Here is a 19,416-nt window from a genome sequence, read left to right as displayed (position 1 = left end):
ATAAGACTGACGAAGTCAGTATCATATACATACGGCAAGGCGACGTTGACGTGGTTTGAAGAGATTTTCGAAGAGTATTATTTTTAAAAAATCTTTCCAGAAACTAGTTGCTAAATAGGGTAAAAATTGATAAAATAAGGAATGTCTAAAAAATTTTAAGGAGAATCTAGCAAATGGATTTCACATGGGCACTAAAGTATGCCACTGAATTTTTGGGAACTGCCATTTTGATCATTCTTGGGAATGGTGCAGTTGCCAACGTTGAACTTAAAGGTACGAAAGGTCACCAAAGTGGCTGGATCGTCATCGCTGTTGGTTATGGTATGGGGGTTATGATCCCAGCCTTGATGTTTGGTAACGTATCTGGGAACCACATCAACCCTGCTTTCACTCTAGGACTTGCAGTTAGCGGTCTTTTCCCTTGGGCACAAGTGGTACCTTACATTATCGCGCAAGTCTTGGGGGCTATCTTTGGTCAAGCCTTGGTTGTGGCAACACACCGCCCATTCTACTTGAAAACTGAAAACTCAAATAACATCTTGGGAACTTTCTCAACTATTTCAAGTATTGACCATGGTACAAAAGAAAGTCGCTATGCAGCAACTGTTAATGGTTTTGTAAACGAGTTTGTTGGTTCATTTGTTTTGTTCTTTGCAGCTCTTGGTTTGACTAAAAACTTCTTTGGTGCTGAAGTGCTTCAATACATGAAACAAATGGCAACACAAGCAGGACAAACAGTTGATTTTTCTGACTTGGCTATTAAAGCACAGGTGGCTCCACACACTGCTTCAGGACTTTCTGTAGCTCACTTGGCACTTGGATTCCTCGTTATGGCCTTGGTAACATCACTTGGTGGACCTACAGGACCTGCCTTGAACCCAGCCCGTGACTTGGGACCACGTCTCCTTCATGCTTTCCTTCCAAAATCAGTTCTTGGTGAGCATAAAGGCGATTCAAAATGGTGGTATTCTTGGGTACCAGTAGTAGCACCTATTGTAGCAGCAATTGCGGCAGTAGCTGTATTCAAATTCCTTTATCTCTAAGAAATAGCTCCTTTAACATTTGAGTGAGCACCATCTATAAGTAAGAGAGGATCAGATTGGTTCTCTCTTTTTGATTTTCTAGGAAATGAAAGAAAGTCTAAACAAACTTCTCTCCAGCAGTGGTTTAGAAGTCTCAGTGGGCTATTCAGCTTTAATGGGCTATAGTAGCTTGCAGTTGAAATAATAGATCCTTGTTTCTAAAACATTGTGAGAAATTGGTTTGAATTCCCCAATCAAATTGTGCAGTTTTCATTCTACTATATATTATCGGAGATGGGTTCCCTATCTTGTAAGTCTGCTTTATAGTTGGTTGAAGTTGGAATAGTCAGCCCTTCTTTCTCAAACATTGTGAGGAATTGATTTGCCTTCCTTAACAAGATGTTCAGTTTTTATTTCATTTTGCCATAAAATAAGCGATTAGGGGGGGCTATTCTTCGACCGACGTCCTTATCGTTTTATCTGCAATCTTATACTCAATGAAAATCAAAGAGTAAACTAGGAAGCTAGCCGCAGGTTGCTCAAAGCACTGCTTTGAGGTTGTAGATAGAACTGACGAAGTCAGCTCAAAATAATGTTTTGAGGTTGTAGATGAAGAGGTTTGGCAAAAACTCGACTTTAGGAGAAAATGAAGTAAATCTTCCCATAAAACGCATAGTACCAAGATTTCTCAAGACCTGATACTATATGTTTTTCTGATTGCAAAGACTTTTTGACCAGTCTCAACTATACCTACGGTAAGGCGACGCTGACGTGGTTTGAAGAGATGTTCGAAGAGTATTAAACTGATGTTGTGAATAACTTATACCTAGCTTCCTAGTTTGCTTTTGTAGTATAAACCAGAGACTGTTTGCATTTTCAGCAAGTGAGTGGATGAATAATGCTGAAAACTCCTCGAAGGATAAGTCTATTTAGTACTTTCTATATAGTTAGTTAAATTTTTACCAAGAATAATTCACAAAAACGTTGTAAAACACTTGCAATTTAGCTGAAATTTGATAAAATAGTAAGGAAAGTTAGACTGTATTGCCTACTGTCTATCTATAAAATATATTTTATTGGAGGCTTTTACTCAAATGGCAAAAGAAAAATACGATCGTAGTAAACCACACGTTAACATTGGTACTATCGGACACGTTGACCACGGTAAAACTACCCTAACTGCAGCTATCACAACTGTTTTGGCACGTCGCTTGCCTTCATCAGTTAACCAACCTAAAGACTATGCGTCTATCGATGCTGCTCCAGAAGAACGCGAACGCGGTATCACAATCAACACTGCGCACGTTGAGTACGAAACTGAAAAACGTCACTACGCTCACATCGACGCTCCAGGACACGCGGACTACGTTAAAAACATGATCACTGGTGCCGCTCAAATGGACGGAGCTATCCTTGTAGTAGCTTCAACTGACGGACCAATGCCACAAACTCGTGAACACATCCTTCTTTCACGTCAAGTTGGTGTTAAACACCTTATCGTCTTCATGAACAAAGTTGACTTGGTTGACGACGAAGAATTGCTTGAATTGGTTGAAATGGAAATCCGTGACCTATTGTCAGAATACGACTTCCCAGGTGACGATCTTCCAGTTATCCAAGGTTCAGCTCTTAAAGCTCTTGAAGGTGACTCTAAATACGAAGACATCGTTATGGAATTGATGAACACAGTTGATGAGTACATCCCAGAACCAGAACGTGACACTGACAAACCATTGCTTCTTCCAGTCGAAGACGTATTCTCAATCACTGGACGTGGTACAGTTGCTTCAGGACGTATCGACCGTGGTATCGTTAAAGTCAACGACGAAATCGAAATCGTTGGTATCAAAGAAGAAACTCAAAAAGCAGTTGTTACTGGTGTTGAAATGTTCCGTAAACAACTTGACGAAGGTCTTGCCGGAGATAACGTAGGTGTCCTTCTTCGTGGTGTTCAACGTGACGAAATCGAACGTGGACAAGTTATTGCTAAACCAGGTTCAATCAACCCACACACTAAATTCAAAGGTGAAGTCTACATCCTTACTAAAGAAGAAGGTGGACGTCACACTCCATTCTTCAACAACTACCGTCCACAATTCTACTTCCGTACTACTGACGTTACAGGTTCAATCGAACTTCCAGCAGGTACTGAAATGGTAATGCCTGGTGATAACGTGACAATCGACGTTGAGTTGATCCACCCAATCGCCGTAGAACAAGGTACTACATTCTCTATCCGTGAGGGTGGACGTACTGTTGGTTCAGGTATGGTTACAGAAATCGAAGCTTAATTCGATTTAGTTCCCAGAAGAACAATTATTTAAGTCAGACACTGAAAGAATCTTGCTTTGCAAGGTTCTTTTTTTCAGGTATTGAACTAATACTCAATGAAAATCAAAGAGCAAACTAGGAAGTTTTAGCTGCAGGCTGCTCAAAACACTGTATTGAGGTTGCAGATAGAACTGACGAAGTCAGCTCAAAACACTGTTTTGAGGTTGTAGATAAGACTGACGAAGTCAGCTCAAAACATGGTCTTGAGGTTGCAGATAGAACTGACGAAGTCAGCTCAAAACACCGTTTTGAGGTTGCAGATAGAACTGACGAAGTCAGCTCAAAACACCGTTTTGAGGTTGTAGATAGAACTGACGAAGTCAGCTCAAAACACTGTATTGAGGTTGCAGATAGAACTGACGAAGTCAGCTCAAAATATGTTTTTGAGGTTGTAGATAAGACTGACGAAGTCAGCTTAAAACACTGTCTTGAGGTTGCAGATAGAACTGACGAAGTCAGCTCAAAACACCGTTTTGAGGTTATAGATAGAACTGACGAAGTCAGTATCATATACATACAGCAAGGCGAAGCTGACGCGGTTTGAAGAGATTTTCGAAGAGTATAAAATTGAATTGCTTATAAAAAAGCTCTATACACTGGATATGTATAGAGCAATGGGGCTTTATTTAATATAGAGTTCTTGATTTTTCAAGACAATTTCACGTACGCTCGCAAATTTCTTGAGTTTTTTAAGTTCTTCTGGATGAGTGACGAGAGTGATAACATAACCTTCCTTGCCCATACGACCAGTACGGCCAGCGCGGTGAGTGTAGGTTTCAATATCTCTAGGAACATCAAAGTTTACGACGCATTCTAGGCTATCGATATCAATCCCTCGAGCCAAAAGGTCTGTTGCAAGGAGTAGGGTCAGTTGCTTGTCTTTAAACTTTTCTAAGATGACTTTTCTAAATTTAACATTGACATCACTAGCGAGGGAAACAGCTAGGATCTCCCGATACTGTAATTTTTCTTCTGCACTTCCAAGGTCTGATAGGCTGTTAAAGAAGACAAGACCGCGGAAATCCTCCACATGAGCCAGTTTTCGTAGCATATCCACTCGGTGACGTTGGTCTACCTGCATATAGAAATGTTGGATGTTGTCCAGTTTTTGGTCAGAGAGATCAATGGTACGTGTGTTAGGTGCAATCTTTTCTTGGTCAAACTTGGTCGTGGCACTCATGTAGATGAGTTGGTGGTCACGCGGTGCGTAGTGAGTGATTTTTTCAACAAAGTGAATCTGAGAATCATCTAGTAATTGGTCAAATTCATCCAGGATGATAGTTTCCACATTCATCATCTTGATTTTTTTCAATTTAATTAGTTCAAAGATACGGCCAGGGGTTCCAATCAGAATTTCTGGTCCTTTTTTTAGGCGTTCAATCTGGCGTTTCTGGCTTGAACCTGATAGGAAGAGTTGGGCTGTCAAACCGATAGCTTCAGCCCACGTTTTACATACATCAAAAATCTGTCCAGCAAGCTCTGTATTTGGTGCTAGAATCAAGAGTTGCTGGGCTTTTTTCTTTTGTAGTCTGAGAAGACTTGGTAGGAGGTAAGCTAGGGTCTTACCAGTTCCTGTTGGGCTCACTCCTAGGAGGTTTTCTCCAGCAAGAAGGGGCTCAAATAGTTGAGTTTGAATGGGGGTGAATTCTTGGAAACCGAGTTGGTCGCTCAGTTCTTGCCACTCAGTCGGTAGTTTGGTTTTCATTTTCTGCCTCAAATCTAATGCCAGTAGTCTGGCGCATGGTATATAGTAGCTCATGAACAGAGCCTGCATCATCCAGCCAAGTCTGGTAGAGTGTCTGGTCTGGTTGCTGAATCATCTGTGCAAATGCAGCGACTTCCTCAGTCATCGTATGAGGAGCCTGTTGAATAGGGAGCTGGACTTGATTGCCTTGGTGGTCGGTAAAAATGGCTGAGCGAAGATGCTCAATCGTGTTGAGGGTCAAGGTACCATCTGTCGTATAAATCTCGCAAGGAAGATTGGAAGTAATGTTTTTCCCAGCCTTAATATGAACTTGAAAGTCAGGGTAGAAGAGGATACCATCTCCATTTAAGTCAATGCTATTGTCAAGATGTTGAGCCTGGTAAGTCGCGTCCTCAGCCTTTCCAAAGAGACGAACGGCAGCGTAGAGAGGATAAATCCCCAAATCCATAAGAGCTCCACCAGCAAAACGGGCTGAAAAGACATTTGGTGTCAGTCCAGCCAACAAATCTGGCATTTTGGAAGAATACTTGGCATAGTTGCAATCTGCTCCCAAAATTTGTTTGTTTGCTAAAAAGTTTTTGATGATAGTGAAAGCTTTTTCATGGTAATTGCGAGCTGCTTCAAAGATAAAACAGTGATTTTTCTCAGCTGTATGTCTTAAATCCAGCCATTCTTGTGGCTGAGTGACAGCTGGCTTTTCAAGAATGACGTGTTTACCAACAGACAAGGCAGCTTTTGCCTGAGCAAAATGCAAGGAGTTTGGACTGGCAATATAGACTACATCAAAGGAAGACTTGAGGAAGTCCTCTAATTGATCGAATAGTTGGATATTCTCATAGTGAGAAGCAAAGGTTGCTGCGGTTTCAAGTTTCCTAGAATAGACTGCGACCAGCTGGTATTTTCCACTAGCATGGGCTGCTTCTATGAAGTGATGGCTGATAGCACCTGTTCCGATGACACCTAATTTAAGCATAGATACTCCTTTTCCGATTTTAAATCCTTCTTTCATTATAACATAGATGGACGAGACTATCCAACAGAGGAGAAAAAATTTCAAATAAGCGATTAGCTTTCTTCTGAAGAAAAGCTTTCTTTTACGAATAAATAGATAGAAGCATCAAATCTAGTAAATTAGATTAAAAAATGTGCTATAATAGAAGGAGGAAAAGGATGATTCTAAGACATCCGGGCATCAGCCCAACTAACGATTTGGTTGCTAAGAAAATCTTTAGTAATCCAGAAATCACTTGTCAATTTATTCGCGATATGCTGGACTTGCCAGCCAAAAATGTGACCATTTTGGAGGGAAGCAATATTCACGTCTTGCCTTCTTTACCCTACTCGGCACAGGATTTCTACACCAGTATAGATGTTTTAGCGGAGTTGGACAATGGGACACAGGTTATTATTGAAATTCAGGTACATCATCAGAATTTTTTCATCAATCGTTTATGGGCTTACCTGTGCAGTCAGGTCAATCAAAATCTTGAAAAAGTTCGCCAACGAGAAGGTGATACTCATCAGAGTTACAAACATATCGCACCAGTATACGCAATTGCCATTGTGGATAGCAATTACTTTTCAGATGACTTGGCTTTCCATAGCTTTAGTATGCGCGAGGACACGACAGGTGAGATTTTAACAATTACAAACAATGGACAAGAAAACCATCTGGTCAAGATGGCGTTCTTGGAACTCAAAAAATACAGAGAAACCAGCAAAGACAAGGTTCGTAAACCATGGTTGGAGTTTTTCGGCAACAAGCCCTTTACCCAAGAACCCGAGCGAGCCATCAGCCAAGCAGATCAACTACTGGACTACAAGAGCTGGTCCGAGGAGGACAGGAAAATGTTTAGCCAACTACGTATGCGAGAAGAACAAGCCTTACTCGCTCATGACTATGCCTTGGAACAAGCTGAAGAAAAAGGGTTGGAGAGAGGTCGTGCAGAAGGTATTGAACAAGGTTTAGAGCGTGGAAAACTTTTTGCCTTCCTAGATATGGTCCGTCAAGGACTTCTGACTTCCGAGGTTGCCAGTCAGCAATTAGGCGTGACTGTCTCTGAGTTTGAAGAATTATTGAAAGACCATTATAAATAAGAATTGAAAAATACAGAGAAACCAGCAAAGACGAGGTTCGTAAACCATGGTTGGAGTTTTTCGGGAACAAACCCTTTACCCAGCACCCCGAGCGAGCCATCAGTCAGGCAGACCAACTGCTGGATTAAAAATTAGGAAATATCGTGTAGAAAATAGTAACAGATTTTATCTCTTTGTGGGATGAAGTCTGTTTTTTTGTATGATGGGCAGGTCCTACATCTGAGTGGCAAGTTCTCCGTAGGTATCCGCTATCGGTTAATGCATAGCATATATGAATGAAATAAGAACTGAACAAATCAGTCAGGAAAGTCAAAGTAATTTCTATTAATGTTTTAGAAGTACTAGTGAACTATTCCAAATTCAATATCCTATAAACAAAAATCAAAAAGCAAGCTAGGAGACTTATGTAGGATAGCTAAAAATACTAATCTTAGATTGAGGATAAGAGTAGAATGATAATCGATGGATTTAGAACAAATATAATGAGCTGAAGCTGGGATAGTACAAGGGGCTTTTAAAATATTGTTAGAAATTATTTTAAAATCCCCTTATCAATTTGTTCATATTCTATTTCAATCTATTATATTTCCAAGCTTGATTATCATGAAGTAAGGGCTGAAAGCGGTCTAGGGATAGGAGTGATTTTGGAGATGAGAATCGTCAAAGGAAGGAATAAGGAGATTGTGGCTCTAGGAATAGGGGATAGTGAGATGAAATAAAAGCTGAACAATTCAATTTCTAACCAGCTAACCATTTAATCTTGCTGCAAATAGGTATCGAACAAGTCTAGTATAAGTCTGAGACATTTTTTAGAAACTGATGATAAGCTCTTCCAATAAAAAATAGGGAGGTTTTTCAAACTAAAATCCGGATTCATACTTGGTTTCTAAATTCGATTCAATATATTCATACTGTTAAAAATCAGCCGATTATAACTATTATTATACTAAAAATTTCATAAATAAAGATATAGAAAAGTTATTAGTTTCTAGGAAATAAATCAAAAAAGTGTATACCTATAATCAATATAATAAACACATACTAAAAAATTCTCTAAAAATCAAGATTTTTGGATGATTAGCTGGTAAATTCGGGGGGGGGGGGGTATGGTATAATTATTACTAGACTGTACACTGGGTGCAGTGGGTTAAATAGTGCTATCAATACTATTTAATATCATGTGAGTTTGAAGATGATAAGGCTATTTTGTTTTCAAAACAACTTACAAAAAAGGAGAAAGATTTCATGGACTTTGGAAAATATAACAAAGAAAAGGTTTTCCGATATTCGATTCGAAAATACCACTTTGGTGCTGCCAGTGTCGCGGTTGCGGCATTGATGTTCTTTGCTAACGGGGCAGTAGCAGCGCATGAACCCATCACTCAAGCTACGGCAAGTGATGTCGTTACGGCAGGTTCTGATGGCAATGCAGATGGAAATCCGGCGTCCTCGGATGAGGGAGACTCGAACAAGGTTCTAACTGACCAGCCAGCTGAACTCAAAGCACCTGATGAGGTGAAAACGCAAGAAGCTCCAGCTGAGGGAACCAATCAAGGGCAAGCAGGAGCTGAGTCTAACTCTGCTCAGTCCGAGACAAATTCAGCTAACCAAGAACCTTCTCAAGCAGGAGAAGTAAAAGAGCAAGAACAGCCGACCGTCGCTGATACGACAGCAGCCAAATCGACTCAAGGGAATCTGCAAGCTTTGTTGGCAAAACTAACGCTTAGCTCAATGAAGGCTCTCCACGATGAAGTGGAAGCTGGTCTAGCAGCAGCTAATGCAGTTTTGAGCGACCCTAAAGCGACACAAGCGCAGGTTGATGAGCAAGCAAGACTGATGGCTGAGCTTACGAGCCGTGTCAATCAAGCCTTGACACCTAGCTTAGAAACTCCAACAATCTTGGAAAAAGCAGGTCTGACATCTACTGGACTCGCTACTCCAGAGGGAGCTACGACTGCGCAAACAAGTGGAGGAAAAGGTCGTAGAAGAGCTTTGAGCGAGCCTACACCAGATGAAAATCAAGTTACGCCATCTGCTGGAGGAGACTCAACAGGTTCTGGAGCTAGCACTCAAGCTACTCCACAGACGCTCCCAACCTACACAAATACAGAAGGTGAAAATGGTGTTTATGGACTAAAAGATGAGTTAGAGTTTATCACTAATCAACTCCGAGCTAACGGAGCATCGGCAGATAAAATCCAAGCAGCCAAGGCAGCTGCTGATAAGTTCAACGAAGCCTTCTCTAAAGGTGACACTATTAGCCAAGAAGACTTTAGTGCTGCCTTAGCAGACCTGAAAAAATCACGTGAACTGATCGAAGGAGTCCTCTCTGAAAAAGAGGCTAATAGAGGAAAGGTAACAGGACCTGTAAATCCAGCAGAGTCTGCAACTCCAAGTGAAAACAATGTAACCATCCAACCGCGTACCAACGCTACAGGATGGTCAGGTTTCCGCTCGATGCCAGCAGGTGCACAAACACGTACGAGACGTGCACTAAATGAAAATCGTGCAAGTGGTCGAGGTGTAGAAAATGCAGACTATGCTTCTAAGACAGGCTACTTCTTTGAAAGTGGTCAGAATGGTTCGCCTTATCCTAAGTATAGCTATGTATTCTACTCAAAAGGTGGAGTAGGGAATCTTTACTATGAAGGCGGAGAAATAACAGAGGCATATCAGGCATTTCATATTGATGTCAGACCTACTAAAACTGGATTGTCTTGGCAAATTGTGGTCAATAACAATCATAAAACATTAGGAACCAATAAGGTTTACTTCACGCTTCCGCAAGGTCAGCAATTTAAAAGTGGTTCAGCTTCTGTGCAAGCCATTAACAAAAATGGTGGTAGTATTTTAGAACGTCCATCGACAAGTGGTTCTTCAGACGAACTTAGAACTGTTTTAGATACGGCATTTAAAAATCTTTCGGAAGGTCACCCATTCCGTGGGGCTGGATTGATAAATGTAGCTAAAGGGACAAAAGATCAAACAAATGCAGTGTCTTTAGCTCGTCCAGGGAATTCAGCTGCCAAACAGTTTAAAATTGGGACTCTTGAAGAGCTTGCGAGAGAGCATACCTCGGGAACTGGTTATTTAAATAGGGGATTCTATAACAGGGATTCCGTAATTGAAACGGACAAGAATATACAAAGATACTCTGATGAGAAAATCAAAGTTATTAAAAATGATGTTCGTGATGTCTATACTTTTGAATTGAATTCAGGGGACGACAATGCTTATGTTATATCATTTGAGACAACTGGTTCAAATGATATGAAGAATTTAACTTTTGCAGGTGGTCTTAAGCGAGTAGAAGATGCTACTAGGAAACTAATTAACCATTGGTATGCTAGAACTAGCTTAGAGACAGATAATGCGGAAAAAATCAGAGTACAAGCCTATGGAAATGGCTATATGCTTGTAGAACAAGATCGTTATTCTACAGTTAACTATGGTGATCAAGCAGGGATATATGGTGGAAATACGTATGCCCAAGGTTCTGCAGTTAATAACCCCGAAAAAGCTAAAGGTGTTATTACAACAGGAATCTATACGAATTATATTATAGATACGACATCTTACCTGCACTTTTTAGATTATCCTAATACTGAGGATGGTAAAGGTGCTGCTAACAATTTAGCAAAAAATGGTTCAGAGGGTGTTGTCTATACTTGGATTCTTGATGGTAAAGAGTATACTAAAGAACAGGCAGCTAAACTAATTGCCAACCGCCCGGGTGTAACTCGTTATCTTATCAAATCTTGGTATAAGTCAGATGATTCATCCTCTACAACACCGATAAATTTTGTTGTTAAACCTAAAACACCTACTATTAAAACTGATTTAACGAGAGCAGCTGGAGTTGCGACAAATGTAGAAGTTACTAATGGTACAGAAGGATATAAAGTATATCTGTATAAAAAAGATGGTGAAACCTTAACGGCTGTGAGAGGTAGTGATCAACAACCTATTAGTGCTACGGCAGGGGCAAATGGAGTTGCTACATTTAATGCTCTTAAACTGGAACCTGGAACATATGTTGCAAAAACTGTTGTAGACGGTGACTGGATTGATTACAATGGCAAACACCAAGATGAGATATCTTCTGATGGTTCGAATGAAAGAAGGGCAACAGATGGTGTGCCACCTAAAGTTAGAATCGTAAATGGAAGTGAACTTCCTGAAGCGAGAAATGATGCAGATCCGGCTTTATATGAAGTAGTGCAGGGACAACCGTTTAGACCGCGAATTGAAGCATTTGACAATATAGGGAATCTTACTAAATTTCAGATTACTAACCTTCCACCAGGAGTAACGGCTACTAATGCAAATACTGCTTTTAGAGCGAATAATAATGCAACTGTGTCTAATACATTTGAAGCTACCTTTAGTGGGAATGTTCCTAATGATAGGACTCCTGGAACGTATACATCAACGATAACGGTTAGTGATGGTTCAACTGGTGATAAACAATACTTCTTCAAATATCGTGTGATTGCTAGAGATAACGAAGCACCAACAGTAACGATGAATGGTAAGGCATTGACTGAAAATGCTGCTGATAATCGTTTTGTGCTTTATCGTGGAGCAACATTCAATCCTACATTTACTGTTAGCGATAATTCTGGTACAGTATCGTCATTCAAGATGAGTGGAGGACCTGCTGGAGTATGGTTTAATAAAAACGGAAGTAATGATGATGATAAGACAAATCTTACAAGCGGAACATCTTATCAATTAACAGCTAATAATTTGGTTGACACGAACGCAGCTCTTGGGACAAGTGAGGCAAGTGTTGTTGTAAGTGATGCCAACAATAATGCAAAAACATACAAATTCCAATATACAGTTGTAGATATTCAACCAAAAAATTCTCCTAAAGATGTTGCGGTTAATTCAACACTAGGAAAACCACAAGATTACTTAAAAGTGGTTGATAATAGCTCAGGAACTGAAGCGTCTAAGTATCTTCCGGATAATGTTACCTATTCTTGGAAAGAGGGAACAACAACTAAAGCGAATGATACAAAATTAGACACAGTAGGCACTGTTACTAAATACAAAGCAACAGTGAATATACCTAACAGTACGACTCCTGTTAAAAAGACAATTGATGGCAAAGCATATACGATTTATGCCCCAACAAGTGTGGGAACAGCTATTACATTTAATGTTCAAGACACGGTTGCACCGACAGTTAAATTAACAAATAAAGCAAACAACAATACTGAAGTTACATTAACGACTGATTCAGCGGCTACAACAATTGATGTATATCGTGGGGCGACTATTGAATTACCATTGAAGTATTATGATAATGCAAATACTGGTAAAGTTAATATTGGTTACAAAGAAGGACTTCCAAAAGGTGTCTTGTTTAATAGTAATGAAAGTGCAACTACTTCTACGACAATTAACGAAAGTGGCAAAACAGAAACGACACCTGGTACTTATACTGTGAGAGGTAGAGTGGCAACAGATGCAACTCTTGGAGTACATACAGTTACATTAAAAGTATCTGATGCCGCAAGTAGGAATGTTGACCAAGGAAACAAAAAAGAAGTTAAATTTAATATTCGTGTTTTAGATATTGATTTTGAAAGTGGATATTCTCAAGCTACTGGTACTACGAAAATTACGAAAGAAGTAGCTTTAAATCAGCAAACTCCAGATCCGAATGAATATTTAACTGCTACAACAGGAACAGGATTGGGAACAGGGATAAATAGAAATGATAATTTATTCCCTCGAGACATGACATTCCGCTATATTACTGGAGCAAATAATAATGAATTTAGAACAAATTTAACATTCACTGCACCTGGGAAATATCTTGTAAAAGCGGGAGCCTTCTACCCAACAACTTATGTACCGACAAATGGTTTATCAACAACTCCATCTAATGCGATAGGAGATAGAATTGATGAAATTAGAAATCGTACATATACAACTCGTGAAATTGAATTTGACGTTAAACCAACAGCGCCGATTGTTACTGCTGAGGCTAATGGGGATGTAGTAGTATCACATACTAACCAAACAAATGTCAACACCTTAAGCTTTACCTATACAGATAAAGATAATAACCAACGAACAGTAACAGCTACTAAGACTGGTAATACATGGGCATTAACGAATGCTCCTGCAGATGGAGTGACAATAGAAGCAATATCTGGTGCTGTCACAATTAAAGACCGTCAAGTAAGAGATACTACAGCAGTTACAGCTAAGGTAGTAGCCCAAAATGTGGAGAGTACGGTTTCTACTGGGACTTCTTTAGCAGGTGAGAAGACTGCACCGACCTTTACTTTTAGTGATAAATATACATCACTTGAAAATGGAGAGCGTGTTGTTTATGTAACTCCGACAGAGGACTTATCGAATAGTTCTATAATTTTAGGAACTGTGAGGGATGATTCTAACAAGTTAAGAGAGGTTGTGTTATATCACGGTGATGGACGTAATACTAATCTGGACTTTGGTTTAGATTACAACAAAAAAGCTAGTGAAAATAATGTTGAGTTTAGTGCGCCATTTAACATTGAGATTACAGGAAAACTTCCAAGAGAAAATCGTAATACAAGACGTATATGGAGTAACGGTGATAATATTGTAACTCGTTATGTTTATGCCAAAGATGCTGCAGATAATGAGTTTAAAAATGTTACGGACAATAAACAAAATCCGAATCGTGTAGTCATCAAAGTATTGACGCAAGCAGCTAAATATGAACCTACTATCAATACACAAACGCTTAAAAAAGATTTTACGGCAAACGATGTTCGCGTAACTGCTGAAGAATTTAATAAGATGAAACCAAACTTAACATTCTCTACAAATAAAGGAGATGTTAAAGTAGCATACAATTCTCCAGATATGAATATCGCTATGAAAGATGGTGGTGCTATTAAGAGTGAGAATGGTGCATATTACGTAGGAGCAACTATTACATATCCAGATGGTTCAACTAAGGACATTCGAATACCAGTTGAAAATGCAGATAAGGTAGCCCCAACAGTTAAATTAACGAATCGAACAGATGCTGATAGAGTCGTAACATTAAATGATAAAGAGTCTACTTCTCCAGTGGTGACTGTCTATCGTGGAGCTAATCTAAATCTGCCATTAACATTCTTTGATAATGACTCAGATGGTAGAGTAAACCTTAAGTATGTAAGTGGTTTACCAAGTGGAATTCAGTTTAATGGAACTAGTGATACATTAACAGAGACTGGAAAAACACAAGATTCAGTCGGAACGCATACTATCACAGGAAGAATTCCATCGAATGCACAATTAGGACTGACAACTGTAACACTTAAGGTGTCTGATGGAAGCAATGGAGTTGATTCAGGAAACCAAGCAGAAGTTAAATTCCGTCTAAAAGTAGTAGATTTAGATTTTGAGCCATCTCGTTCAGCTCAAGCAAATCAATCCTCAATTACCGTACCGGCAACTGCAGGACAAAGACTGGAAGATGCCAATAACTACTTAACGGTTAACGATGGGACAAATCGTCAAGATGCTGGTAATTTCCCTAGTGGTATGACCTTCCGTATGGTCAATGAAGCTGGAACAGTTATTACAAACTTGCCAGATGCACCAGGACGTCATGTAGTGAAAGCAAGAGCCTACTTCCCAGTTGGATATGCAGGAACTGACGGCATTGGAACTGAAGTGACAGGAAATGCCGATAGAGAGTTTAATGGACGTCGTTACATTGAGAAAACCATTAACTTTGAAGTGAAACCACAAACACCAGTGGTAAGTCCACAAGATAATGGTGATGTGCTTATTACACAAGCAAACGAAACCAATGTCAATCGTCTAAAAGTGACTTACACTACACAGGAAAATCCACGAGAAGTAACCTATACTGCATCTAAAAATGGAGATACATGGTCATTTGGCTCAGGAACTCCAATTACAATTGATGGAGCAACAGGTACTGTTAAAATTAAAGACCGTTTAGTTCAAGATGGTTCAACAGTAAAAGCTATAGCTTTCATGACTACAAGTGGTAGTCTTGAAAGTAGCGAAGCAATTGGAGTTGCTAAAGATGGAGACCCTGACTTCCCTACAGTTGATTTCCAAAATACGGAAACAGATGCTGAAGGAAATCGTGTAGTATACATCACACCAACAGAAACAACGAATTTACCAGTCGCAACGTTTAAAGACAATTCTGGGAAATTATCGCAAGTAGGATTTGTTGAATATAATGGAAACTTTGCTGATTTAGGTGGTGTGGGTATTGATTATGAACGATATCCAGTGAGTGGTGATACGACATATCCAGCACCGAAGACAGTAACAGTAACAGGAACGTTAAATAAATATAGAACAGGTTCAACATTATGGAATAATGATGAAATAATTGTAACTCGTTACGCAAGCGCAATTGATGCAGCAGGAAATGATTTACACACAGTTGATGGAAATAAACGTAATGATAAAACTAGTCCAACACGTGTGTTATTCAAGGTAAGAACACAAGCAAATAAGTATACACCGACGATAACAGCTCAACGTCTTGAAAGAGATATTGCTTTGAGTAATGCTGCAGTGACTCAAACAGAGTTTGATGCTATGAAACAAAACCTTACATTCACTACTACAAAAGGGGATGTAAAAGTAGCCTATAACACTCAAGATATGAGTATCAATCTGAAGGATAATGGAGCGATTACACGTAATTCTACTGACAATACTTATAGTATTGGCGCAAGTATTACATATCCAGATGGTTCTACTGAAGATATTCAAATCCCAGTAACTGCACCTACACAAAAAGAAATTTACGAACCAACAGCAGTAGAGAAAACTGTAGACAAGGGAAGCCAACCAGCAGCTGAAGATAGCATAGCAAATGCGACAAGCTTACCAACAAACACAAGGTTTACATGGAAAGCAGGGACTTTAGACACATCAACACCAGGAGTCAAACAAGCGACAATAACGGTAGCATATCCAGATGGTTCAAGTGAAGATGTAGAGCGTGTTACAGTAAACGTTAAACCAAGTCAACCGACAGTAACTCCTGCGGGTAACGGTGATGTTACAGTAACTCCAGTGACTGAAGCAACTGTCGATAAACTAGAAGTAACTTACACTCCTGCAGATAACAATCAACTACAAGTTAGTGGAGAAGTAAGAAAAACTGCTCAAGCTGCTACAACCATTGTAGCTACTAAGGGTGCTGATAATCAATGGTCGATTACAAGTGGTCAAAAAGACGGCATTAGTATTGATGCAACTACTGGTGCAATCACATTGAAAGACCAAGTTGTCAAAGACCAAGCAGATGTTACAGCAAAAGTCGTAGCTCAAAGTATCGAAAGTAACAAAGCGACGGCTCAAGCTGGAACTGGAGATCAAACAGCGCCTGTTATCGGAGCTTCTTCGAAAATTATAGAAGCAGAAAAAATGGTTGATATCCCTCTTGGATTATCAGATTCTGGGGTTGGTATTGATGAAGGGAATATTATTGTTTCTAGTTTACCATCTGGTCTAATCTACGATGACGATACTCAATCAATTAAAGGAACGTTACGCTCAGTTTCTCAAAATGATATTAAGGTAACTGTCTTAGACAAGAACGGTAATAAAGCAGACAAGACGATTACGATTACTGCTGTTAAACCTAAAGCTGTTTACGCTATCAAAGATGCTACTATTGATAATGTTGCGAATGCAGCTAACTTTGTAGAAGTGCCTGAAGGGGTTACTTTAACTTCTGCAACATGGAAAAATGGCGAGCAACCAACAACAGCGACAGTAGGAACTACAACTAAAACTGTAGAAGTTAGTCTAAATGGTGTGAATACTGAATTGACTATCCCAGTAACAGTATATCCAGGGGTAACGCTTCGTAAGGTTAATAATCAAGAAGTGAATACCTACTATGAGGTTGTTAGTCAACCATTGACCTCAGCTTTATGGGGAACTAAAGGTAGAACACAACCTCCTACAGCAGACTTCTATGTAGCCTTTGAAGGAAACAGACCAGCAGGAACTACGGTTGCATTTGAGAATGGGGTACCTATAAGCACAGTAGCAGGAGAAATAAGACACAAAATAATTGTTACTTATCCAAATGGGGCTGGAACTGTAGAAAAAACAGTTACTTTCAGAACTTATGGAAATAAAGCCAAATTAGAAAATGGTAAAGATTATTCAGCAGAGACCACTGTAGGGAAAGCATTTGCAAAAACAAATGTCAGAGACTATGTTGAGCTAAGTAATCCGAGTGTGCCAAATCCAGGAGGAACAGCGATAGGTTGGGGGAATGGTTATAGTTCACCTAATCCAACAGATAAAGCACAGACAACTATCGGAGTACGAGAAGAAAATGTTAATGTTTGGTATGGTTCTGCTGTGAAAAATGCTCGTGGAGATGATACGGATAATTACAATGATCAAAACATCAAAGTAACGTTAGCGGTTAAACCAAAAGCACCAACACTTCAAGGTCAAGCAGGTACTAAACCAGCTGTTACGGTATCAAACTTACCAGAAACTTCGCAGTTAGCGACAGGATCAACTGTAAAAGTCCAACTTAAAGACGCTCAAGGCACTGTTGTAGCAGAAAAAGACGTTCCAGCTGGAACAACAACAGTAACATTCGCGACAACTGACTACAATAAAGAATTGGCATTAGGAGAACAACTAAACGCTAACGTCCTTGTCGCTGGAACATACAAGAAAACAATTAGAAAAAATACAACAGAAGACACTGCTTATGAAGTATCTTCTGCTAAGAGTGATTCGGTAACTGTTAAAACGTATGCTGACTTCTACAGAAATCAAGTCACTTATCCAACGAATGCTGAAAAAGTGACTTATGGTAATACAGCAATCACCGATGGTAACTTTACAGATGCAGCGAAAGACAGCTTTGCAGCTAAAATTAAAGAAGCGAATGCAAATAATAGTAATTTACCTGCAGATGTAACTTATACTAAGGGAACTACGGACGATAAGGCGAAAGTAGCTGCGATTAACTTCCCAGATGGCTCTACTATTGACATATCTCATTCGCAAGTAGCCAAACCAACAGCGCCGACATTTACTAAGACGGCAGGAACTGAAGAAAATCCGAAATTAAGTGATGTTGATCGTACGATTTCTGGTACAGCTCTTGAAAGTGCTACGAAGGTTGTATTGACCTTACAAACAGGTAAAACTGTTGAAATTGACGCTAATAACGGAAAAGACCCAGCTACTCTTCAACCAGGTGAAGGTGCACTGAAAAATGGTGTCTGGACCTATAAACTTCCAGATAATACCTACTTACGTCAGACAGACCAAACAGCTGAAATTGGCTCGTCAGACCAACCTGTTAAAGTAAAACAGACTGTCTTTACTGCTGATAGTGATGAAAGCACGATTTATGTAGCCAAAGAGCGTAATTTCGCAGGGAAAACCATTACAGCAGCTAAGGGAAGTCAAACTCTGACAGACTTGAGAGCAGATGCTCGAAAAGGTATTAGCTATACTGAAAAGGGAGCTGAAAAAGCCTTCCCAGGTGACTTTACAGCTACATGGAAAGAACAACCTGATGTTGACACAGTTGGAACAAGAACATATAAGGTTCAATTAAGTGAGACTTCTGCAACTGGCACAAATAAAGTCGGCGAATATGATGTAACGATTACAGTGACAAATCCAGCACCAGCAGCGTTGACTTATGAGAATAAACAAAATGGTGAAACTGTTGTAACTATTCCAGAAGATGCAGACGAAGTAGTATTTACTGTTCCTACAACTGATACAAATGTAAATACAATAACTGTAAGTAAAGCGAATGGCTGGACAGCAGATGGTATTGAAAAACGTGGAAATACTTGGGTCTTCCCAGCGAACTCAGTACAAGGAAATCGTCAAGTAACAGCAGTTGCGACAGCAGGAAGTGGTGATACCAAGAGTGCGCAAACACCAACGTCAATTTCAGCTCCTGCACATACAGTGACTACTAACACGATTACAAAAGTGGTCGGTGAAAATCCTACAAATGAAGAGTTACTTGCTGCGGTAAATGTAGATAACAAAGCATCAGCTGCACTGAAAGAAGGAACACAATATCCAACTACAGTAGGTAGTCATAATCTTGACGTTGTTATTACTTATGCAGATCAAAGTACAGAAAAAGTAACAGTTCCGTATGTGGTGAAACCAGCAGACAAGACAGCTCTAACGCAAGCGAATAATGCCTTAGGAAGCGAAATCACAAGTGCACCAGCTACAGCTGACAAGCCAGCAAGC

The 19,416-nt window shown here is 39.7% G+C and carries 6 protein-coding genes; 4 read left to right on the top strand and 2 right to left on the bottom strand.

The window, feature by feature from the left end; translation table 11 throughout:
• Nucleotides 1-173: 173 nt before the first annotated feature.
• Together gla and tuf are read left to right on the top strand one after the other, a co-directional pair.
• Nucleotides 174-1,043, top strand: coding sequence for an aquaglyceroporin Gla (gene gla / locus HT679_RS06290; protein ID WP_173213591.1), 870 nt, complete (start codon nucleotides 174-176; stop codon nucleotides 1,041-1,043).
• A gap of 1,073 nt (nucleotides 1,044-2,116) precedes the next feature.
• Nucleotides 2,117-3,313, top strand: coding sequence for an elongation factor Tu (gene tuf, locus HT679_RS06285; protein ID WP_001040724.1), 1,197 nt, complete (start codon nucleotides 2,117-2,119; stop codon nucleotides 3,311-3,313).
• Between the two features lie 662 nt (nucleotides 3,314-3,975).
• Here tuf and HT679_RS06280 read toward each other — a convergent pair.
• Both HT679_RS06280 and HT679_RS06275 read right to left on the bottom strand, forming a co-directional pair.
• A complete protein-coding gene (locus HT679_RS06280; RefSeq protein ID WP_173213589.1) occupies nucleotides 3,976-5,058 on the bottom strand; it encodes a DEAD/DEAH box helicase in 1,083 nt (360 codons plus the stop codon).
• Complete coding sequence (locus HT679_RS06275; RefSeq protein WP_173213587.1) at nucleotides 5,036-6,031, bottom strand: Gfo/Idh/MocA family oxidoreductase; 996 nt, start codon at nucleotides 6,029-6,031, stop codon at nucleotides 5,036-5,038. The genes HT679_RS06280 and HT679_RS06275 overlap by 23 nt, the downstream gene beginning before the upstream one ends.
• A 197-nt stretch (nucleotides 6,032-6,228) precedes the next feature.
• On the opposite strand from HT679_RS06275, the gene HT679_RS06270 reads away from it, so the two are divergent.
• On the top strand, nucleotides 6,229-7,155 hold the full coding sequence (locus HT679_RS06270; protein WP_173213585.1) for an Rpn family recombination-promoting nuclease/putative transposase: 927 nt from the start codon (nucleotides 6,229-6,231) through the stop codon (nucleotides 7,153-7,155).
• A gap of 1,245 nt (nucleotides 7,156-8,400) precedes the next feature.
• On the top strand, nucleotides 8,401-19,416 hold an 11,016-nt coding region (locus HT679_RS06265; RefSeq protein WP_173213583.1), incomplete at its 3' end, for a Rib/alpha-like domain-containing protein.

The sequence above is a fragment of the Streptococcus sp. 4886 genome (assembly GCF_013276485.1).
Classification (GTDB): Bacteria; Bacillota; Bacilli; order Lactobacillales; family Streptococcaceae; genus Streptococcus.
This window is presented reverse-complemented; position numbering and strand designations above follow the sequence as displayed.